The following is a 21,154-nucleotide window of genomic DNA, read 5'->3' as shown; positions in this document are numbered from 1 at the left end:
TCTTGTGTACAGACGCCCGCATGGGGCGCCTGTTATTCGCAGGTATATATAGAGGGAAAAATCAGTCGAGCTTGTTCAGCACTTCGCCAACCGCGTCGAACAGACGATCGAGGTCTTGCGGCTTGCTGTTGAAGGTTGGGCCGAACTGCAGGGTGTCGCCGCCGAAGCGCACGTAGAACCCGGCTTTCCACAGGGCCATGCCGGCTTCGAATGGACGCACGATGGCATCGCCGTCACGGGCTGCGATCTGGATCGCACCGGCCAGGCCGTAGTTACGGATGTCGATGACGTTTTTCGAACCTTTCAGGCCATGCAGCGCGTTTTCGAAATGCGGCGCGACTGCGGCCACGCTCTGCACCAGGTTTTCCTTTTGCAGCAGGTCGAGTGCCGCCAGGCCAGCGGCGCACGCCACCGGGTGGGCCGAGTAGGTGTAGCCGTGGGGGAATTCCACCGCGTATTCCGGAGTCGGCTGATTCATGAAGGTCTGGTAGATCTCGGAGCTGGCAATCACTGCGCCCATCGGGATCGCGCCGTTGGTGACTTGCTTGGCGATGCACATCAGATCCGGGGTCACGCCAAAGCTCTCGGCGCCGAACATCGAACCGGTGCGGCCGAAGCCGGTAATCACTTCGTCGAATACCAGCAGGATGTTGTGCTGATCACAGATCTCGCGCAGACGCTTCAGGTAACCCTGAGGCGGAACCAGCACACCAGCGGAACCGGCCATCGGCTCAACGAAAACCGCCGCGATGTTCGACGCGTCGTGCAGTTCGATCAACTTCAGCAGTTCATCGGCGAGGGCGATACCGCCCTGCTCCGGCATGCCACGGGAGAATGCGTTGCTGGCCAGCAGCGTGTGCGGCAGGTGATCGACGTCCATCATCGCCTGGCCGAACAGCTTGCGGTTGCCGTTGACGCCGCCGAGGCTGGTGCCGGCGATGTTCACGCCGTGATAGCCACGGGCACGGCCGATCATTTTGGTCTTGGTCGACTGACCTTTCAGGCGCCAGTAGGCACGGACCATTTTCACCGCGGTGTCGGCGCATTCGGAGCCGGAGTCGGTGAAGAACACATGGTTCAGGTTGCCCGGGGTCAGGTCAGTGATTTTCTCGGCCAACTGGAACGACAACGGGTGGCCGTACTGGAAGCCTGGCGAGTAATCGAGGGTGCCCAGTTGCTTGGAAACCGCTTCCTGGATTTCCTTGCGGGTGTGCCCGGCGCCGCAGGTCCACAGACCGGACAGCGAATCGTAGATCTTGCGGCCCTTGTCATCGAACAGCCAGCTGCCTTCGGCACCAACGATCAGACGCGGATCGCGCTGGAAGTTGCGGTTGGCGGTGTACGGCATCCAGTGCGCGTCCAGCTTCAGTTGGCTGGCCAGTGGCGACGGCGCGTTTTCAGGCATGTTCATCGGGCAAAACCTCGCAGGGCATAAGCATCAGGGAGATAAAAAGCGTTGTTGCAGCTAAATTGCCACGCAGATAAAGTCGGTGAAATCCAACTTTTCTAACCTTCAGTTAGAAGCCTGCTAAACAATGAGAACAACAGCATGAGCAGTCGCCGCCCCGATCCGCTGGCCCAGGTCAGTGATTTTGATATACGTCTGCTGCGAATTTTTCGTAGCGTGGTGGAATGCGGCGGCTTCTCGGCGGCGGAAACCGTGCTCGGCATCGGACGCTCGGCGATCAGCCAGCAGATGAGCGATCTCGAACAGCGCCTTGGCCTGCGTTTGTGCCAGCGCGGTCGCGCCGGGTTTTCGCTGACTGAAGAGGGCCGCGAGGTTTACCAATCGGCGCTGCAACTATTAAGTGCGCTGGAAAGTTTCCGCACCGAGGTCAACGGCCTGCACCAGCACCTGCGCGGCGAACTGATCATCGGCCTGACCGACAACCTCGTCACCCTGCCCCACATGCGCATCACCCATGCCCTCGCCCAGCTGAAGGAGCGCGGGCCGGACGTGCAGATCCAGATCCGCATGATCGCGCCCAATGAAGTCGAACAAGGCGTACTCGACGGTCGCCTGCATGTCGGCGTGGTGCCGCAGGCCAGCGCACTGTCGGGGCTGGAATATCAGCCGTTGTATAGCGAACGCTCGCTGCTTTATTGCGCGGTCGGCCACCCGCTGTTCTATGTCGATGACAAGCAACTGGATGACGAACGTCTTAATAGTCAGGATGCGATTGCGCCGACGTTTCGTTTGCCGGCGGAGATTCAGGCGCATTATCAGGCGCTCAATTGCACCGCCAGTGCGTCCGACCGCGAGGGCATGGCGTTTTTGATTCTGACCGGGCGTTATATCGGTTACCTGCCGGATCACTACGCCAGCCTGTGGGTGCAGCAAGGTCGCTTGCGTGCGCTGAAATCGACAACGCGGTTCTACGACCTGAGCCTCGCATCGGTCACGCGCAAAGGCCGGCGCCCTCATTTGGTGCTGGAGAGCTTTCTCGAAAGCCTCGCTGCGACGCGTTGAAAGCAAGATCAAAAGATCGCAGCCTTCGGCAGCTCCTACATTTGGCGATCGCAACCCCTGAAAGCTGAGCAATTGGACAGGTTTTTGCAGTGAAGGCTGAACTCGATCCCTGAACAAGAAGCCCTCAGCCATGCAGCCAGATTCTGAAACGTCCAGCGAACTGATGTATGGTCTCAATGACCGCCCGCAACCACCCGCCGCGATCCTCGCCGCCCTGCAACACGTGCTCGCCAGTTTCGTCGGCATCATCACCCCGCCGTTGGTAATCGGCTCGGCCCTCGGCCTGACCGCGCATCTGCCGTACCTGATCAGCATGGCGCTGATGGTGTCCGGGGTCGGCACCTTTATTCAGGCGCGGCGGCCATTCGGCATCGGCGCCGGGATGATCTGCTTGCAGGGCACCAGTTTTGCCTTTCTCGGCGCGGTGCTGTCGGCCGGGTTTCTGGTCAAGCAGCGTGGCGGCAGCCCGGAAGACATTCTGGCGATGATCTTCGGCGTGTGTTTTTTCGGTGCCGTGGTGCAGATCATTCTCAGCCGTTTCATCGGTCAGTTGCGCCGGGTCGTCACGCCACTGGTGACCGGGATTGTCATCACCCTGATCGGCGTCAGTCTGATCAAGGTCGGCATCACCGATCTGGGCGGTGGTTTCAATGCGCCGGACTTCGGCGCGCCGGGCAATCTGGCGCTGGGTGTGTTCGTGTTACTGACGATCATCCTGCTCAACCGCTCGAACACGCCGTGGGTGCGGCTGTCGGCAATCATCATCGGATTGCTGCTCGGCAGTCTGGCCGCGTGGTTCAGTGGCAAACTGGTTCCGCAGGCGTTGCCTGACTTGCCCTTGGTCAGTCTTCCCACACCGTTCAAGTTCGGTTTCAGCTTTGACTGGACGGCTTTCCTGCCGGTCGCACTGATTTATCTGATCAGCACCATCGAAACCGTCGGCGACCTCACGGCCAACTGCATGCTCGCCCGCCAGCCGATCAGCGGCCCCTCTTATATAAGCCGACTGCGCGGCGGCGTGCTCGGTGACGGCGTGAGTTGCATGATCGCCGCCACCTTCAGCGCTTTCCCAAACACCACGTTTGCGCAGAACAACGGCGTGATCCAGTTGACCGGCGTGGCCAGCCGGTACGTCGGGCTGTACATCGGCGCGATTCTGTTTTGTCTTGGCCTGTTCCCCATGATCGGCGCGGTGCTGCAGCAGATACCGAAACCGGTGCTCGGCGGCGCCACCCTGGTGATGTTCGGCAGCGTGGCGGCGGCTGGGGTGCGGATTCTCGCGCAGTCGCCGCTGGACCGGCGCAGCATGCTGATCATTGCCACCTCACTCGGCGTCGGCCTGGGTATTGCCGCGCAACCGAACCTGCTGCACCTGCTGCCGAAACTGGTGCAAAACCTGTTCGATTCGGCGATCACCAGCGGTGGCCTGACCGCGATCCTCCTGTGTCTGTTGCTGCCGGAGGCGAAAACCACCCGCGTCGAATCCGCCGCAGCGCTGAACAAGATCGAACAGGCGTAACGGTTTTATTGCATCAGGACTTGTCGGATGCCTGTGGGTGCGTTATCAACGCAACTGGTTGCACCCACAGACAAACCGGAAGTGCCTATGACCTTTGAAGTCCCTGCTCACGGCGGCAAACCCGCCAGCCGCATTCGTCAGAAGAACGAAGAGACCATTCTCAAAGCCGCCGAAGACGAGTTCGCCCGTCACGGTTTCAAAGGCACCAGCATGAACACCATCGCGCAGAATGCCGGGTTGCCCAAGGCGAACCTGCATTACTACTTCACCAACAAGTTGGGGTTGTACGTCGCGGTGCTGAGCAACATCATCGAACTGTGGGACAGCACCTTCAACACCCTGACGGCCGAGGACGATCCGGCCGAAGCGCTGACCCGCTACATTCGCGCCAAAATGGAATTCTCCCGCCGTCAGCCACAGGCCTCGCGGATCTTTGCGATGGAAGTGATCAGTGGCGGCGAATGCCTGACCGAGTATTTCAACCAGGATTACCGCGCCTGGTTCCAGGGCCGCGCGGCCGTGTTCCAGGCGTGGATCGATGCGGGCAAGATGGACCCGGTGGATCCGGTGCACCTGATCTTCCTGCTGTGGGGCAGCACCCAGCATTACGCCGACTTCGCCACGCAGATCTGTCGCGTCAGCGGTCGCAGCAAGCTGACCAAGCAGGACATGGAAGACGCCGGCAACAACCTGATCCGCATCATTCTCAAAGGCTGCGGCCTCACCCCGACTATTTAAGACGTTTATGCCTTTCACCCTCAGCGGTTTTTGCGAGTACCGCGAAGAGATTCGCAAGAGCCGCTTCATCACCTTCGCGGCGCCGATCGGCAGCCCCGCCGACGCGCAGGCGTTCTTCGAACAACACAGTGACTTGAATGCCTCGCATAACTGTTGGGCGTGGAAGCTCGGTGCGCAATACCGCAGCAACGACGATGGCGAACCCGGCGGTACCGCCGGACGACCGATTCTGGCGGCCATCGAGGCGCAGGATTGCGATCAGGTCGCAGTGCTGGTGATCCGCTGGTATGGCGGCATCCAACTGGGCACCGGCGGTTTGGCCCGGGCCTATGGCGGCGGCGCGAACAAGTGCCTGCAAGCGGCGGCGAAAGTCGAGTTGATCAGCCGTGTGCCACTCAGTTGCGCCTGCGGCTTTGCCGAATTGGCATTGGTGAAGCTGCGGGTGGCGGATCTGGGTGGGTTAATCGTCGAAGAAAACTTCACCGCCAATGGCGTGGAGTTGCAGTTGGCGCTGGGCGAGGCGCAGATCGGGTTGCTGCAAACGCAGTTGGCGGATTTGAGCCGTGGGCGGATTGTGCTGCAGCGTTAGAAGGGCAAAAGATCGCAGCGTGCCGCAGCTCCTACATTGGGAATGTGTTCTCCGTGTAGGAGCTGCCGAAGGCTGCGATCTTTTAGGGCATCGCCGGATTCCTTTATTCCAATAACTTGCCCACATCTGCTGTGCACCCGACTGTGGATAACCTGAGTACATTCCGCTGTAACCCTTCTGTCACGTGGCTTTGCGGGATTTGTTCACTTTTCGCGCAATTCACATGAAGAAAGTTTAATTGCGCGTAAAAACAATCAGTTAGAGCTGTTTATCGCCATTGGGAGATAGCACTCCCGCGCTTATGCCAAGGTTTTCTGATTGCGCACAAATACTGTGGAGCAACCTGTGGATAACCCGTTCATGACTCGCGCAGTCGCAGGTTCTGCATAGCTCCCGACAGTTTGCTCGTTTTTTAACCAAATATCTGCGAGCAAAACTGGAGCCTGATCAACACCTTTGCTCCCAATTGGTGCCGAAGAATTCACCGACTTTCCGCCGAGGCCCTACTCCAGCCGTTCGCACTCAAGGGATGCGAAGGTTCCTGACTCAGTGGCCAGGAAATTGCTTTATCCACAGGCACAACTCCAAGCCAGTCGAGCCTGTCATGCCAAGCCCAGATTCAACGCCGCGCCTGCAACTGCGCCAGATCAGCAAACGCTACCCCGGTTGCCTGGCCAATGACGCCATCGACCTGTGCATCGCGCCCGGGGAAATCCACGCGCTGCTCGGTGAGAACGGCGCGGGCAAAAGTACCTTGATGAAGATCATCTACGGCGTCACCCAGGCCGATGCGGGAGAGATGCTCTGGCAGGGGCAGCGCGTAAATATCCGCAACCCGGCGCAGGCCCGACAGTTGGGGATCGGCATGGTGTTCCAGCATTTCTCGCTGTTCGAAACCCTCAGCGTCGCGCAGAACATTGCTCTGGCAATGGGCGCCAAGGCTGGCACGCCGAAACAGCTTGAGCCGAAGATTCGCGAAGTGTCGCGCCGCTACGGCATGGCGCTGGAGCCGGAGCGACTTGTCCACAGCCTGTCGATTGGCGAACGGCAACGGGTGGAGATCATTCGTTGCCTGATGCAGGACATTCGCCTGCTGATCCTCGACGAGCCGACGTCGGTGCTGACGCCGCAAGAGGCCGACGAACTGTTCATCACCCTGCGCCGCCTCGCCGCCGAGGGCTGCAGCATTCTGTTTATCAGCCACAAGCTCGCTGAAGTGCGCGCCCTGTGCCATAGCGCCACGGTTCTACGCGGCGGGCGCGTCGCCGGGCATTGCGTGCCGGCCGAATGCTCGGATCAGCAGTTGGCGCAGATGATGGTCGGCGCAGCGGCGGCGTTGATCGGCGAGTACCCGAAGGTCAGCGGCGGCGCGGACTTTCTACGGGTCAACGGTTTGCGCTGGCACAACCCCGATCCCTTCGGCTGCTCGTTGAGCGACATCAACCTGCAAGTGCGCAGCGGCGAAATCGTCGGTATCGCCGGGGTCGCGGGCAACGGACAGGATGAGTTGCTGGCGCTGCTCAGCGGTGAACAAACCCTGCCCCGCGACAGCGCGACAACCATTTGTTTCGCCGGGCAAGCGGTCGCCGATTTGCGCCCGGATGCGCGGCGCCAACTCGGTCTGGCGTTCGTCCCGGCAGAACGCCTGGGCCACGGCGCGGTGCCGGAACTGAGCCTTGCCGACAACGCCTTGCTCACGGCCTTTCAACAGGGGCTGGTGCGCAACGGTTTGATCGAGCGCGGCAAAGTCGAAGCCCTCGCACAGCAGATCATTCAGCGTTTCGGGGTGAAAACCCCGGGCACGCAAGCTGCCGCACGCAGCCTGTCCGGCGGCAATCTGCAGAAATTCATTCTTGGCCGGGAAATCCTTCAGCAACCGAAACTGCTGATCGCCGCGCACCCGACCTGGGGCGTGGACGTCGGCGCAGCGGCGACCATTCACCGCGCACTGATTGCCCTGCGCGATGCCGGCGCGGCGATCCTGGTGATTTCCGAAGACCTCGACGAACTGTTCCAGATCAGCGACCGCCTCGGCGCCCTGTGCGCGGGGCGTCTGTCGCCGCTGCAGAACACCACCGACACCCTGCTGAGCGATGTCGGCGGCTGGATGGCCGGGCACATCAACCACGCGCATTCATCGGCCACGGCCTGACGGAGTTTTCCCAACATGCTGCTTTCCCTCGAACCCCGTGGCCAGCAATCGCGCCTGATGCTGTGGTGCTCGCCGCTGCTGGCGGCGCTGCTGACCCTCGGCTGCGGCTCGCTGCTGTTCATCGCCCTGGGGCATGACCCGCTGCAAACTTTGCACACGCTGTTGATCGCACCGGTCAGCGATCTGTATGGCGTCTCCGAACTGCTGGTCAAGGCGCTGCCGATTCTGCTCTGCGCACTCGGTCTGGCGGTGGCTTATCAAGCGCGGATCTGGAACATCGGCGCCGAAGGTCAATTGCTCCTCGGCGCACTCGCCGGCAGCGCCTTGGCGGTGAACATTATCGACCTGCAAAGCCGTTGGGCACTGGTGCTGATCCTGCTCACCGGCACTGTCGCCGGCGCCGCTTGGGCCGGGCTGACGGCATGGCTGCGCACACGCTTCAACGCCAATGAAATCCTCACCAGCATCATGCTCAATTACATCGCGCTGAACCTGTTGCTGTTCTGCGTGCACGGGCCGCTGAAGGATCCTGCCGGCTACAACTTTCCCGAGTCGGCGATGTTCGGCGACGCCAGTCGCCTGCCGCTGCTGATGGAGGATGGCCGGGTGCATGCCGGGGTGTATTTCGCCCTGCTCGCGCTGGTTGCGGTGTGGGTGTTGTTGCAGAAAAGCTTTGTCGGTTTCCAGATCAAGGTGCTCGGTCTGGATAAACGCGCGGCGGGGTTTGTCGGTTTTCGCGAGAAACGTCTGATCTGGCTCGCGCTGTTGATCAGCGGTGGTTTGGCCGGGCTGGCCGGGGTCTGCGAAGTCACCGGGCCGATCGGGCAATTGGTGCCGCAAGTCTCGCCGGGGTACGGCTATGCGGCGATCACCGTGGCGTTTCTCGGCCGGCTGAATCCGATTGGCATTCTGTTCTCGAGCCTGCTGATGGCGCTGCTGTACATCGGCGGCGAGAGCGCGCAGATGACCCTGAATCTGCCGCAAGCGATCACCCAACTATTCCAGGGAATGATGCTGTTTTTCCTGCTGGCCTGCGACGTGCTGATTCTCTATCGGCCACGCCTGAAACTGCTCTGGGCACGGCGCGCGTCGACCACCGCCATAACCGCCGGAGCGCTGTGATGGATATCGATCTGCTGAGCAATATTTTCTACGCCATGGTGCGCTGCGGCACGCCGCTGTTGTTGGTGGCGCTGGGTGAGTTGATCTGCGAGAAGAGCGGCGTGCTCAACCTCGGGCAGGAAGGGATGATGCTGTTTGGCGCGGTGATCGGTTTTATCGTCGCCCTCAACAGCGGCAACCTGTGGCTCGGCGTGTTGCTGGCGATGCTCGCGGGGATGCTCTTGTCATCGCTGTTTGCCCTGGTGGCGCTGGTGTTCAACGCCAATCAGGTGGCGACCGGTCTGGCGCTGACGATCTTCGGAGTGGGCCTGTCGACCTTTGTCGGCGCGGCGTGGGTCGGCAAGCCGCTGGCCGGATTCGAGCCGTTGGCGATTCCGTACTTGAGCGAAATTCCGCTGATCGGCCGGATGCTGTTTGCCCAGGATTTGCTGGTGTATCTGTCGTTCGCGCTGTTTGCGCTGGTGGCGTGGGTGATCATCAAGAGTCGTGTCGGCTTGATCATTCAGGCCGTTGGCGAGAACCCGGATGCGGCCAGTGCGATGGGCTTGCCGGTGCTGACCGTGCGCACACTGGCGGTACTGTTTGGCGGAGCGATGGCCGGGTTGGCGGGGGCGTATCTGTCGCTGGCGTACACGCCGATGTGGGCCGAAAACATGACCGCCGGGCGCGGCTGGATTGCGCTGGCGCTGGTGGTGTTTGCCAGTTGGCGGGTGTGGCGCTTGTTGCTCGGGGCGTACCTGTTCGGCCTCGCCAGCATCCTGCACCTGGTGGCGCAGGGGTTGGGTCTGGCGATTCCGTCGAGTCTGCTGGCGATGCTGCCGTATGTGGCGACGATTGTGGTGTTGGTGCTGTTGTCGCGGGATGCAGTGCGGACTCGGTTGTATGCGCCGGTTTCGCTAGGGCAGCCGTGGCAGGCCGGGCATTAATGGTTGTTTACAAGGGCCTCTTCGCGAGCAAGCCCGCTCCCACAGGTTCTGCGGCGATCACACAGTTCGCGAACGACACTAACCCTGTGGGAGCGGGCTTGCTCGCGAAGGCGTCCGAACGGGCAACACCTGAGCCACGCCCCACGCCAGTTCAAAAACCAGAAAAACCACCAGCAACGAGCTGGCGCCATGGGCCAAGGCATACCCCTGCCAAGCCGCAAACAGCAACCGCGCCACCGCGTCATAGCGCCCATAAAGCGCCTGTGGATCACGAATCCGCAGCACCGCCCACACGCACACCACCGAACCCAATAGATTCGCCATCAGCATATGCGCCGGCGCGAACGCCGGCAGTTCACCGGGCAAATCCAGCGCCTGACTCAGCGCCGTCAACGCCCCATGCAAAGCGGCAAAACTCCACGGCGTGGCAAACGCGGCCGTGACGATCAGGTCATACCAGGCGCTGCCGCGCACCACGTTTCGATACTGGCTCGAAGTCCACATCGTCCTTGCTCCAAAATTTGAGGAGCAACCATGGTAAAGCCTGGAGTATGCTCCAGGGTCAAGACCTCTTTTTGAGACCCCGCATGCGCATCGGTGAATTAGCCCAGGCCAGTGCCGTCAGCCGCGATACCTTGCGTTTCTACGAGCAGCGCGGGCTGATCGCGGCGCAACGCAGTGCCAACGGTTATCGCGACTACCCGCCGGAAATGCTGCAACTGGTGCTCTACATCAAAACCGCGCAGCGCCTGGGTTTTACCCTCGGCGAAATCGGCAACAGCGTCGCCGCGTTGTGGAACGCGCCCGACCCGGAAAACGCCGTGGCGCAACTGCTGCGCGACAAACTGCAATTGATCGAAACCCGCATGAGCGAACTCGATGTGTTGCGACGAGAGTTGCAACAACGGCTCGGTCAGGCGTGTCCATTGAATCCATGAACCGTAACTTTCAAGGAATCCCGTCATGTCCCAGGCAAAAAACGCACTGATCATCGGCGCCTCCCGTGGCTTGGGCCTCGGGCTGGTGAAAACCCTGCTGGCCGACGGCTGGCAGGTGACCGCCACCGTGCGCAATCCGCAAAAGGCAGAGGCGCTGCAAGCGCTGGGTAACGTGCGGATCGAGAAACTCGACATGGACGACCAGCAAGCAGTGATCGCCCTGAGCCAACAGCTCAAGGGCGAGACCTTCGACCTGCTGTTCGTCAACGCCGGGGTCAAAGGTCCGGAGGTGCAAACCCCGGGCGGCGCGACACTGGCCGAAGTTGGCCAGCTGTTTTTCACCAACGCCGTGGCGCCGATCAACCTCGCGCAGCGCTTCGTCGGACAGATCCGCGACGGCAGCGGCGTGCTGGCGTTCATGAGTTCCGGCCTGGGCAGCGTCACCGTACCGGACGCCCCGGAGCTGGCGCTGTACAAGGCGAGCAAGGCAGCGCTGAATTCGATGACCAACAGTTTCGTCACCCAGTTGGGCGGGCAGAAGCTTACCGTGCTGTCGTTGCATCCGGGCTGGGTGAAGACGGATATGGGCGGCGAAGGGGCTGACCTGGATGTGGAGACCAGCACTCGCGGGCTGATTGATCAGGTGAATGCGTATACCGGCAAGGGCGGGCATCACTTCATCAACTACAAGGGTGAAACCATTCCCTGGTAAGCACTGAAAACCACCTGTAGGAGCTGCCGCAGGCTGCGATCTTTTGATTGTAAAAAACAAGATCAAAAGATCGCAGCCTGCGGCAGCTCCTACAGGGGTGATGTGTTGGCGGTCGGGTTGGGCTTGCCCGATCCGGCGATTTGTTTGAAACTCCGCACCTCGTCCTTCGCGGCGACCCTGGATCAGCAGACAGGGCAACACTGAGCTGGCAACCCTGAACCCAACTTTCAGAGGAGCCGGCCACAATGCCTGCGACCCGTACCTGGTTAAAAAATCCCCTCGCCATTTTCACGGCCAACGCGCTCGATGCCCGTGGCGGTCTGGTGCTGCAAGACGGCGTGATCGTCGAAGTGCTCGCTGCCGGTCAGCAACCGTCCGCGCCATGCAATGAAGTGTTCGATGCCCGCGAGCATGTGATCCTGCCGGGCCTGATCAACACCCATCACCATTTCTATCAAACCCTGACTCGCGCCTGGGCGCCGGTGGTCAATCAGCCGTTGTTCCCGTGGCTGAAAACCCTGTACCCGGTGTGGGCGCGGCTGACCCCGGAAAAACTCGCCCTCGCGACGAAAGTGGCTTTGGCTGAATTGCTGCTGTCGGGTTGCACCACCGCCGCCGACCACCATTACCTGTTCCCGGACGGTCTGGAAAACGCCATCGACGTGCAAGTCGAAACCGTTCGCGAACTGGGCATGCGCGCCATGCTCACTCGCGGTTCGATGAGCCTCGGCGAGAAGGACGGCGGTCTGCCGCCGCAGCAGACGGTGCAGGAAGGTCAGGTGATTCTCGACGACAGTCAGCGCCTGATTCACGAGTACCACGAGCGCGGTGACGGCGCGCAAATCCAGATCGCCCTGGCACCGTGCTCGCCGTTCTCGGTGACCCCGGAAATCATGTCGGCCAGCGCCGAGCTGGCAAACAAACTCGACGTGCGCCTGCACACCCATCTGGCCGAAACCCTCGACGAAGAAGATTTCTGCCTGCAGCGCTTCGGCCTGCGCACCGTGGATTATCTGGACAGCGTCGGCTGGCTCGGCCCACGCACCTGGCTGGCTCACGGCATCCACTTCAACCCGGACGAAATCGCTCGCCTCGGCCAGGCCGGCACCGGTATCTGCCATTGCCCGAGTTCGAACATGCGTCTGGCCTCCGGCATCTGCCCTAGCATCGATCTGACCGATGCCGGTGCGCTGTTCGGTCTGGGCGTGGACGGCTCGGCCTCAAACGACGCGTCGAACATGATCCTCGAAGCGCGGCAGGCGCTGTACATCCAGCGTCTGCGTTACGGCGCCGAGAAGATCACCCCGGAGCGCGTGCTCGGCTGGGCGACCAAGGGCTCGGCGAGCCTGTTGGGCCGTACCGACATTGGTGAGCTGGCGGTGGGCAAGCAGGCGGATCTGGCGTTGTTCAAGCTGGATGAGCTGCGCTTCTCCGGTAGCCATGATCCGATTTCGGCGCTGCTGTTGTGCGGTGCCGATCGTGCGGATCGAGTGATGATTGGCGGCAAGTGGCGCGTCGTTGATGGCCAGGTTGAAGGGCTGGATCTGAAGGGCCTGATCGCTGATCACAGCCAGGCCGCTCGCCAGTTGATCGCCGGGACCTGATCCCAACACTAAACCCTGTGGGAGCGGGCTTGCTCGCGAAGGCGGTGTGTCATTCAGATTTAACCTGCCTGACACACCGCTTTCGCGAGCAAGCCCGCTCCCACATTTGGATTTGTGTATGTCCTTAAAGGCCCAGCAGGGAGAGCATGATGAACGTCGCAAACAGCACAAAGTGCGTCATGCCCTCGATCGCATTGGTCTCGCCGTCATTCAGGTTGATCGCACTGACGATCAGCGTGATGAAGATCATCACCGTCTGCACCGGGGTCATCGCCATCTGAAACGGCTGACCGGTGTAGAGCGCCATCGCTTCCATCACCGGCACGGTGAGGATCACCGTCGACAGTGACGCGCCCATCGCAATGTTCACCACCGATTGCATGCGGTTAGCCAACGCGGCACGCAACGCTGTCAGAATCTCCGGCGCCGCGGAAATCGCCGCCACCAGAATCGCCGTGATCACTGGCGGTGCGCCGGTGCCTTCCAGGCCCAGATCGAGGGTCTTGGACATCACTTCGGCCAGTGCTCCGATCACCACCACCCCGAACACCAGAATGCCGATCGACCAGGTCAGGCTCAGCGGTTTCGGCTCATCCTCCACCGGTGCTTTCTTGCGGCGCTTGTCCGGGTAGCTGTAGCTGAAAAAGTAGCTGTGCGGGCCGACCTGCATGCGCAGGAACAACGCGTAAAGCACCACCATCGCACCGATGGTGAACGCCGAGTAAATCTTCCAGTTGGCCGCCGGAATAAACTCCGGCACCACCATCGACACGCCCATCGCGGTGAGGATCATCACGCTGTAGCTGCGCGCCGAATCATCGTTGTACGACTGCTCGCCGTGCTTGAGCCCGCCCATCAACGCGGCGAGGCCGAGGATGCCGTTGATGTCGAGCATCACCGCCGAATAGATCGTGTCACGCACCAGTGTGGCGGACGCCTCGTTGCTCATCATGATCGCCAGGATCACTGCTTCCACCAGCACCGCCGCGAGGGTGAGGATCATCGTGCCGTAGGGGTCGCCGACTTTTTCCGCGAGCAGTTCGGCATGATGGGCGACGCGCATCGACGCGGCGACGATGAAGGCGATCAGCACCATGCCAGAAATCAGCGCGACGATCTGTCCGCTTTGCAGCATCCAGTGTTCCAGCGGATAGGCGATGCACGCGGCAATCACTGCCAGCAATAGAAAGCTTTCTTGCTTGAAGATCGTGAGCATGGCGGGCCTTTTTGCCGAGAGGTTCGAATGAGCTACTGACTGCGGCGCGGCGCTAACGTTTCGTTACACCTTAGCGCACCAGCCGATGGCAGCTGGTTTCAGCCATGCACTTTTATCGTTCCTGCCGGCCTCTTCGCGAGCAAGCCCGCTCCCACATTTGATCGCGTTGCCCTGTGGGAGCGAGCCTGCTCGCGAAGGCCATCACACGCTTTCAAACCAGTTTGTTGTCCTGTTGGTCAGCAATTTGCATTGCCCCTGTCCACACACAACAAAATGGAGCTCCAATTCATGCAAATACGTCCGCTGCACAAACTGCTGTGCGCCGCCATCGGTCTGGGGATCAGCCTGAGCGCCAGCGCTGCCGATCCGCTGAAGGTCGGTTTCGTCTACATCGGCCCGATCGGCGACCACGGCTGGACGTATCAGCATGAGCAGGGGCGCAAGGCGCTGGCGGAGAAATTCGGCGCGCAGATCACCACCAATTACGTCGAGAACGTGGCCGAGGGCGCCGACGCCGAGCGGGTGATCCGCAACATGGCCAAGGACAACTACGACCTGATCTTCACCACCTCCTTCGGCTACATGAACCCGACGCTGAAAGTCGCCAAACAATTTCCCAAGGTGACCTTCGAACACGCCACCGGCTACAAGCAGGACAAGAACCTCGGCACCTATCTGGCGCGCACCTACGAGGGTCGTTATGTCGGCGGTTTTCTCGCGGCGAAGATGACCAAGACCAGGAAAATCGGCTACGTCGCTTCGTTCCCGATTCCGGAAGTGATCCGCGACATCAACGCCATCCAGCTGGCGCTGAACAAGTACAACCCTGGCACCGAGATCAAGGTGGTGTGGGTCAACTCGTGGTTCGACCCGGGCAAGGAAGCCGATGCCGCCAACGCGCTGATCGATCAGGGTGTGGACGTGGTGTTCCAGCACACCGACAGCCCGGCGCCGATCCAGGCCGCCGAACGGCGTGGCGTGTACGCCGTGGGTTACGCCTCGGACATGGCGCACTTCGGCCCGAAAGCGGTGCTGACCTCGATCGTCAACGACTGGGCGCCGCACTACATTCAAGCCACGCAAAGCGTGATCGACCACAGCTGGAAATCCCAGGATTACTGGGGCGGGTTGAAGGAAGGCACGGTTGAACTGCCGATCAGCGACCTGGTACCGGCGCCGGTGAAAGCCGAGGCCGAGCAGATCATTGCCGACATCAAGAGCGGTACGCTGCAACCGTTCACCGGGCCGATCAAGGATCAGGCCGGGGTCGAGAAAATCCCGGCCGGAGTGAGCGCGAGCAATGCGGAGCTGGCGTCGATGAACTATTACGTGGAAGGGATGAAGGCCGAGATGCCGAAGTAATCCCGGCCCCACCACCCTTCCCCTGTGGGAGCGGGCTTGCTCGCGAAAGCGGTGTGTCAGGCACCGATAATGCTGAATGACACACCGCTATCGCGAGCAGGCTCACTCCTACAATGGTTCTTCAGTGTTCTCAAGGATTGTGTATGAACAGTCTTCCGATCATCGACATCTCACCGCTTTACACCAACGACCAAAACGCCTGGCCCGCCGTCGGCGCGAAGATCGACCAAGCCTGCCGCGAATGGGGCTTTTTCTACATCAAGGGCCACCCGATTACCGCGCAACGCATCGACTCGCTGCTCGACCACGCCCAGCGCTTTTTTGCGCTACCGGCAGAAGAAAAACTCCGGATCGATATCACCCAGACCCGCCACCATCGCGGCTACGGTGCGATCGCCACCGAACAGCTCGACCCGGACAAACCCAGCGACCTCAAAGAAACCTTCGACATGGGCTTGCACCTGCCGGCGAACCATCCCGAAGTGCTCGCGGAAAAACCCTTGCGCGGGCCCAATCGTCATCCGCCAATCGCCGGTTGGGAAGCGCTGATGGAGCAGCACTACCTCGACATGCAGGCGCTCGCGCAAACCCTGCTGCGCGCAATGACCATCGCGCTGGACATCGAACGCGACTTCTTCGACACCCGCTTCCATCAGCCGGTCAGTGTGCTGCGGATGATCCACTATCCGCCGCGCCACACTGCCAGCAGCGCCGAGCAGCAAGGCGCCGGAGCGCACACCGATTATGGCTGCATCACCCTGCTCTATCAGGACAGCGCTGGCGGCCTGCAGGTCAAGAACGTGCGAGGCGAATGGATCGACGCGCCGCCCATAGACGGCACCTTCGTGGTCAACCTCGGCGACATGATGGCGCGCTGGAGCAACGACCGTTATCGCTCGACGCCGCACCGGGTCATCAGTCCGCTGGGAGTGGATCGCTATTCGATGCCGTTCTTCGCCGAGCCGCATCCGGACACCCGTATCGAATGCCTGCCCGGTTGCCAGGACGCACAGCATCCGGCGAAATATCCGACCACCACCTGCGCCGAATTCCTGCTGTCGCGCTTCGCCGATACCTACGCCTATCGTCGCGAGCCGCAAGCAGTGTGATGGATCGCTTGGTCAGGTTTTGCCAATTGTTTCGGCGCGCATCTGTAGAATGGCCGCCATCTGCACCTGATGAGAAAAGAATATGTACGATTGGCTCAACGCCCTGCCCAAGGCCGAACTGCACCTGCACCTGGAAGGCTCGCTGGAGCCTGAGTTGCTGTTCGCCCTGGCCGAACGCAACAAGATCGCACTGCCGTGGAGCGATGTCGAAACCCTGCGCAAGGCTTACGCCTTCAACAACCTGCAGGAATTTCTCGACCTGTATTACCAGGGCGCCGACGTGCTGCGCACCTCGCAGGACTTCTACGACCTGACCTGGGCCTACCTGCTGCGCTGCAAAGCGCAGAACGTGATTCACACCGAACCGTTCTTCGACCCGCAGACCCACACCGACCGTGGCATCCCGTTCGAAGTGGTGCTCAACGGCATCGCCGCGGCACTCAAGGATGGCGAGCAGCAACTGGGCATCACCAGCGGTTTGATCCTGAGCTTCCTGCGCCACCTGAGCGAAGACGAAGCACAGAAAACCCTTGATCAAGCGCTGCCGTTCCGTGATGCGTTTGTCGCCGTCGGCCTCGACAGCTCCGAGATGGGTCACCCGCCAAGCAAGTTCCAGCGTGTGTTCGACCGCGCCCGCCACGAAGGCTTCCTGACCGTCGCCCATGCCGGTGAAGAAGGCCCGCCGGAGTACATCTGGGAGGCTATCGACCTGCTGAAAATCCAGCGCATTGACCATGGCGTACGCGCCATCGAAGACGAGCGCCTGATGCAGCGGATCATCGACGAGCAGATCCCGCTGACCGTGTGCCCACTGTCGAACACCAAGCTCTGCGTGTTCGATCATATGTCGCAGCACAACATCCTCGACATGCTCGAGCGTGGGGTTAAGGTCACCGTCAACTCGGATGACCCGGCGTACTTCGGCGGCTACGTCACCGAGAACTTCCATGCGCTGCATGAGCACTTGGGCATGACCCAGGATCAGGCCAAGCGCCTGGCGCAGAACAGCCTGGATGCGCGCCTGGTAAAACCATAAGCACTACGCAAATCCCCTGTGGGAGCGGGCTTGCTCGCGAAAGCGGTGTGTCAGTCGACATATTGGTTGAATGACACACCGCTTTCGCGAGCAAGCCCGCTCCCACATTGAGTCCGTGCTTAGATGGTAGTTTCGGTCTCTGTCAGCTCTTCCAATGTCCTGCCCCGCGTCTCCATCCCGAACAGCCACACCACCCCCGCCGCAATCGCAAAGCACAGCGCCCCCAGCGCAAACACCCCACCCTGCCCGGTAACCGGGAACACCAACCCGGTCACAAACGGCCCGAGCAACGAGCCGACGCGGCCAATCGCCGAGGCAAAACCCGAGCCGGTGGCGCGCGCCGAGGTCGGGTACAACTCCGGCGTGTAGGTGTAGAGCACTGCCCACATGCCGAACAGGAAAAACTGCATCAGTAGCCCGGAGCTGATCAACAGCGCAACGTTGCCGCCGAACACCGCGCTCTGTCCGTAGAGAAACGCCATCACCCCGCCGCCGAGCAAGGTCACGCTGCACACCGGTTTGCGCCCCCAGCGTTCCACCAGCCACGCCGCCATCAGAAACCCGGGAATCCCGCCCAGCGATATCAGCACGGTGTAATACACCGACTGGGTCACGGCGAAACCCGACTGTTGCAACAACGCACTGAGCCACGATGTCAGCCCGTAAAACCCGAGCAAGGCGAAAAACCAAAGGCTCCAGATCATCGTCGTGCGCTGGCGGTATTGTGGCGACCAGATCTGCTTGAGCGCCGAGAAGAAGTTGCCCGGCGGCGTCACTGTCCTTGGCAGGCGCACAGGCTCCGGCAGCGTCGCGACACCGAGCGACGTACGCACGCGCGCCTCGATGGCGCCGAGAACCTTATCCGCGGCTTCGTGGCGTCCGGCCTGCTCCAGCCAGCGTGGTGATTCGGGGATAAAGAACCGGATCGCCAGCACGAATACCGCCGGCACCGCCAACACCAGAAAGATGTCGCGCCAGCCAATCAACGGCAGCAAGAAGTACGACAGCACCCCGGCAGCAACGAAACCCAGCGGCCAGAAACCGTCCATCAATGCAATGTAGCGTCCGCGCCGTTGCGCCGGGATCAGCTCCGAAAGCATCGACTGCGCAATCGGAAACTCCATGCCCATGCCGATTCCGAGCAGGATGCGGAACAGCGTCAGGCTCTCGACCGTTTGCGCGGTCGAACACAGGTAACTGGCCACGCCCCACAGCACGATGCTCCACTGGAACACCGGCTTGCGCCCGAAGCGGTCGGCGAGCAGGCCCGACAGCGACGCCCCCAGCACCATGCCGAAAAAACTCGAACTGGCGAGCAGGCCCGCTTGCGCACTGCTCAAGCCAAAGTCGGTTTTGATCGAGCCGAGCAGGAACGTCATCATGGCCAGGTCCATGGAATCGAAAAAGAACGCCAGGGCGATGATGATGAAAATGACCCGGTGATAACCGCTGAGCGGTAGCCGTTCCAGACGTTCTGCCGCGCTGAAGTTTCGCGTATCCATGTCCCATCCCCCCTCCACAATGTGTGCGGATCGAGTGTGCGGGATTACGCCTCAGCGCTTTTTCTGGATACGACCTGTTCGCAGTCACAGGCGACGCCAGCGTCGAAGTGTCGGCCGGCGAACGCTCTATTACGCCAATTCCAGCTCGGTTTCCTTGGCGAAACGGTGGATCTCACGTTGCCCGGCCGGGGTCACCTGCAACGCGCGGGAATCCTTGGGCAGCGCCAGCCAGCCGGACTGCATGAACAGTTGCAGCACCGCCGCGCCGAGTGAGCCGCCCAGGTGCGGGCGCCGTTCGCTCCAGTCGGGACACGCGCACGCCACCTGGGCCTTGCGATGGGCGAGGGCCTGAATGAACACCCCGCGGTTGGCCAGTTGCGTCGAGCCTTTGAGCGTCACCACGACCCGCTGCTCGATCTGTTCGAGCCAGCCGGCATCGAGCAGACGCTGATACAGATCGGCGGCCAGTGTGCCCCCCAAATGGTCATCGCAAAAGCGCGCACGCAGCAGCGAAGACGGCGCGGTCTGGGGATTGGCGCTCGGCGTCGAGCGTTTGAATACGTGAGGAATGTCCCGCGGTGCACTGGCGATCGTGGCGCTGGCCAGAGCTTCGATGGCCGCCGCGATTTCCGGGGCAGCCAGGCGGAAAAAGCGCTTGCGTCCACGGACCTCGACCTTCAACAGGCCCCCGCCGGACAAACGCCCCAGATGCGCACTGGCCGAGGATGGCGACAACCCTGCCAGCAGCGCCAGCTCTTCGGTCTGGCGGGCCGAGCCATCCATCAACGCCCACATCATCGCACTGCGCTTGGGGTCGGCCAGCAGCGTGGCGATCTGGCTGATGCAAGGTGCATGTTCCATGTATTCACTCCCTGTTGAATCGTATCGTCTACTGCTCGAAGACATCTTGACCACTAATGTGTCGTCGGCCAAGACGGGTAAAACGCCATGAACCGGAGCACGCCAGGCCAGTGCTGCTGCCCCCGTCAATGGCGTGTCCGCGGCGTTTGTACAGCGCTCGCCCGGCCCTGCAAAAACCGGCCGGATTCTGTCCTGGCCGGTTATCGGTGCAGGTTTGAGGCGATGGCTAGTATAAGCGGGATGCACGCCGCTTCCTGCGCCGTGGCTGACACGAATGGTGATAGTTCCTGAGAGAAATTTCGCTAATTGCCTGCGACTAATGATCAACTTTCGGGAAATGGGGAAATTGACTACTCAATTCGGCGCATCGGCTGGCGAGCATTTCCCTCAAAAGGTTCACCGGCTTACTCAATTGTGCGCGATGGGCGCACAACAGATTCAGCGGAGCACGCTCGCAGAGCAATTCCGGCAGCAACACTTTGAGGCGTCCGGCGAGGACATCCGCGCCGACATCGAGCCACGACTTGTAGGCGATTCCTGCCCCCGCCACCGCCCACAACCGCACGACGTCGGCGTCATCGCTGAAGCGATCGCCACTGACCGTCAGGCCTACTTCACGTTTGCCGTCATGAAAACTCCAATGGTCGTGCACGCGACTGCCGAGCATGTACAGCAGGCAATTGTGCTGCGCCAGTTGTTCGAGCTGACGCGGCTCACCGTGGCGCGCCAGGTACGCTGGAGATGCGCAAAGCACGCGGCGATTGTCCGGGGCGATGGGTAAGGCGACCAGACTCGAGTCCTCCGGTTCGCCATAACGCAAGGCGATGTCCACCGGCTGGCGGAACAGGTCGGCGATGCGGTCACCGAGCAGCAGGCGCACGGTCAGTTTCGGATGCTCGCGCTGAAACTCGTCGAGCCATGGCAACAACAGATTGCGGCCGAAATCCGAAGGCGCCGACAACTGCAGGATGCCGCTGACCTGATCCTGCGCGCTGGAGAGAAAACGCCGGCCTTCGTCCAGCGAACTCAACGCGGCCCGGGCATATTCGAGAAAGCCTTCGCCCTCGGCAGTCAGGCGCAGGCTGCGGGTCGAGCGCGCCAGCAGACGCACACCCAGTTGCTGTTCGATACGTTTGAGCGCGGCGCTGGCCACAGCGGCAGACATGTCCATCACCCGCGCCGCCGCAGACAGGCTGCCCAGATCCGCGGCGCGAACGAACAACTGCAAATCGTCGAAACGCAGCATTCTCAGCCTCGATTATCAAAAAAATATTGAAAGAGACTGCTCTTTTAGCCGG

General features: G+C 61.3%; 19 protein-coding genes. 13 read left to right on the top strand and 6 right to left on the bottom strand.

Going from position 1 to position 21,154, the window contains the following annotated elements; translation table 11 throughout:
• Positions 1 to 61 precede the first annotated feature (61 nt).
• Positions 62 to 1,411, bottom strand: a complete 1,350-nt coding sequence (locus V9L13_RS24240; protein WP_338800730.1) for an aspartate aminotransferase family protein — start codon at positions 1,409 to 1,411, stop codon at positions 62 to 64.
• Positions 1,412 to 1,549: 138 nt separating this feature from the next.
• Here V9L13_RS24240 and V9L13_RS24235 point away from each other — a divergent pair, with 138 nt between their 5' ends.
• The 7 genes from V9L13_RS24235 (at position 1,550) to V9L13_RS24205 (ending at position 9,516) form a co-directional block, all read left to right on the top strand.
• The gene (locus tag V9L13_RS24235) at positions 1,550 to 2,470 is read left to right on the top strand and encodes a LysR family transcriptional regulator (RefSeq protein WP_007968115.1); all 921 of its coding nucleotides are present in this window, start codon (positions 1,550 to 1,552) and stop codon (positions 2,468 to 2,470) included.
• A 130-nt stretch (positions 2,471 to 2,600) separates the two neighbouring features.
• Entirely contained in the window at positions 2,601 to 3,989 is a 1,389-nt protein-coding gene (locus tag V9L13_RS24230) for a nucleobase:cation symporter-2 family protein (RefSeq protein ID WP_338800729.1), read from the top strand.
• A gap of 87 nt (positions 3,990 to 4,076) precedes the next feature.
• On the top strand, positions 4,077 to 4,727 hold the full coding sequence (locus tag V9L13_RS24225; protein ID WP_103484553.1) for a TetR/AcrR family transcriptional regulator: 651 nt from the start codon (positions 4,077 to 4,079) through the stop codon (positions 4,725 to 4,727).
• 7 nt (positions 4,728 to 4,734) lie between these two features.
• A complete protein-coding gene (locus V9L13_RS24220; protein ID WP_338800728.1) occupies positions 4,735 to 5,316 on the top strand; it encodes a YigZ family protein in 582 nt (193 codons plus the stop codon).
• 604 nt (positions 5,317 to 5,920) lie between these two features.
• The gene (locus V9L13_RS24215) at positions 5,921 to 7,468 is read left to right on the top strand and encodes an ABC transporter ATP-binding protein (protein ID WP_338800727.1); all 1,548 of its coding nucleotides are present in this window, start codon (positions 5,921 to 5,923) and stop codon (positions 7,466 to 7,468) included.
• Positions 7,469 to 7,483: 15 nt separating this feature from the next.
• Positions 7,484 to 8,590, top strand: coding sequence for an ABC transporter permease (locus V9L13_RS24210; protein ID WP_338800726.1), 1,107 nt, complete (start codon positions 7,484 to 7,486; stop codon positions 8,588 to 8,590).
• Complete coding sequence (locus V9L13_RS24205; RefSeq protein ID WP_003221385.1) at positions 8,590 to 9,516, top strand: ABC transporter permease; 927 nt, start codon at positions 8,590 to 8,592, stop codon at positions 9,514 to 9,516. Before V9L13_RS24210 ends, V9L13_RS24205 begins: the two co-directional genes overlap by 1 nt.
• 78 nt (positions 9,517 to 9,594) lie before the next feature.
• Here V9L13_RS24205 and V9L13_RS24200 read toward each other — a convergent pair whose 3' ends face one another.
• The gene (locus tag V9L13_RS24200) at positions 9,595 to 10,020 is read right to left on the bottom strand and encodes a hypothetical protein (protein WP_338800725.1); all 426 of its coding nucleotides are present in this window, start codon (positions 10,018 to 10,020) and stop codon (positions 9,595 to 9,597) included.
• An 83-nt stretch (positions 10,021 to 10,103) separates the two neighbouring features.
• Here V9L13_RS24200 and V9L13_RS24195 point away from each other — a divergent pair, with 83 nt between their 5' ends.
• The 3 genes from V9L13_RS24195 to V9L13_RS24185 all read left to right on the top strand — a co-directional run bounded on the left by V9L13_RS24195 (position 10,104) and on the right by V9L13_RS24185 (position 12,770).
• Complete coding sequence (locus V9L13_RS24195; protein WP_103484559.1) at positions 10,104 to 10,454, top strand: MerR family transcriptional regulator; 351 nt, start codon at positions 10,104 to 10,106, stop codon at positions 10,452 to 10,454.
• A 25-nt stretch (positions 10,455 to 10,479) separates the two neighbouring features.
• Complete coding sequence (locus V9L13_RS24190) at positions 10,480 to 11,166, top strand: SDR family oxidoreductase (RefSeq protein WP_338800724.1); 687 nt, start codon at positions 10,480 to 10,482, stop codon at positions 11,164 to 11,166.
• Positions 11,167 to 11,411: 245 nt separating this feature from the next.
• Positions 11,412 to 12,770: an 8-oxoguanine deaminase gene (locus V9L13_RS24185; protein ID WP_003221377.1), complete on the top strand. Its 1,359-nt coding sequence runs from the start codon at positions 11,412 to 11,414 to the stop codon at positions 12,768 to 12,770.
• 124 nt (positions 12,771 to 12,894) lie between these two features.
• On the opposite strand, the gene V9L13_RS24180 is transcribed toward V9L13_RS24185, so the two are convergent.
• Positions 12,895 to 13,986, bottom strand: a complete 1,092-nt coding sequence (locus V9L13_RS24180) for a calcium:proton antiporter (RefSeq protein ID WP_338800723.1) — start codon at positions 13,984 to 13,986, stop codon at positions 12,895 to 12,897.
• Positions 13,987 to 14,274: 288 nt separating this feature from the next.
• Here V9L13_RS24180 and V9L13_RS24175 point away from each other — a divergent pair, with 288 nt between their 5' ends.
• The 3 genes from V9L13_RS24175 (at position 14,275) to V9L13_RS24165 (ending at position 17,493) form a co-directional block, all read left to right on the top strand.
• Positions 14,275 to 15,348: a BMP family ABC transporter substrate-binding protein gene (locus V9L13_RS24175; protein ID WP_338800722.1), complete on the top strand. Its 1,074-nt coding sequence runs from the start codon at positions 14,275 to 14,277 to the stop codon at positions 15,346 to 15,348.
• Positions 15,349 to 15,491: 143 nt separating this feature from the next.
• The gene (locus V9L13_RS24170; RefSeq protein ID WP_338800721.1) at positions 15,492 to 16,457 is read left to right on the top strand and encodes a 2-oxoglutarate and iron-dependent oxygenase domain-containing protein; all 966 of its coding nucleotides are present in this window, start codon (positions 15,492 to 15,494) and stop codon (positions 16,455 to 16,457) included.
• A gap of 82 nt (positions 16,458 to 16,539) precedes the next feature.
• Positions 16,540 to 17,493, top strand: coding sequence for an adenosine deaminase (locus V9L13_RS24165; RefSeq protein ID WP_003221371.1), 954 nt, complete (start codon positions 16,540 to 16,542; stop codon positions 17,491 to 17,493).
• A gap of 119 nt (positions 17,494 to 17,612) precedes the next feature.
• Here the strand turns inward: V9L13_RS24165 and V9L13_RS24160 are convergent, their stop codons facing one another.
• The 3 genes from V9L13_RS24160 to V9L13_RS24150 all read right to left on the bottom strand — a co-directional run bounded on the left by V9L13_RS24160 (position 17,613) and on the right by V9L13_RS24150 (position 21,102).
• Positions 17,613 to 18,995, bottom strand: coding sequence for an MFS transporter (locus V9L13_RS24160; protein WP_338800720.1), 1,383 nt, complete (start codon positions 18,993 to 18,995; stop codon positions 17,613 to 17,615).
• Between the two features lie 129 nt (positions 18,996 to 19,124).
• Positions 19,125 to 19,856, bottom strand: a complete 732-nt coding sequence (locus V9L13_RS24155) for a helix-turn-helix transcriptional regulator (protein ID WP_003221367.1) — start codon at positions 19,854 to 19,856, stop codon at positions 19,125 to 19,127.
• A 316-nt stretch (positions 19,857 to 20,172) separates the two neighbouring features.
• Positions 20,173 to 21,102, bottom strand: coding sequence for a LysR family transcriptional regulator (locus tag V9L13_RS24150; protein WP_007962958.1), 930 nt, complete (start codon positions 21,100 to 21,102; stop codon positions 20,173 to 20,175).
• Positions 21,103 to 21,154: the final 52 nt, after the last annotated feature.

The sequence above is a fragment of the Pseudomonas sp. RSB 5.4 genome (assembly GCF_037126175.1).
Lineage (GTDB): Bacteria > Pseudomonadota > Gammaproteobacteria > Pseudomonadales > Pseudomonadaceae > Aquipseudomonas > Aquipseudomonas fluorescens_H.
Note: the sequence above shows the minus strand (reverse complement) of the source record. Positions and strands in the feature narration are given on the sequence as shown.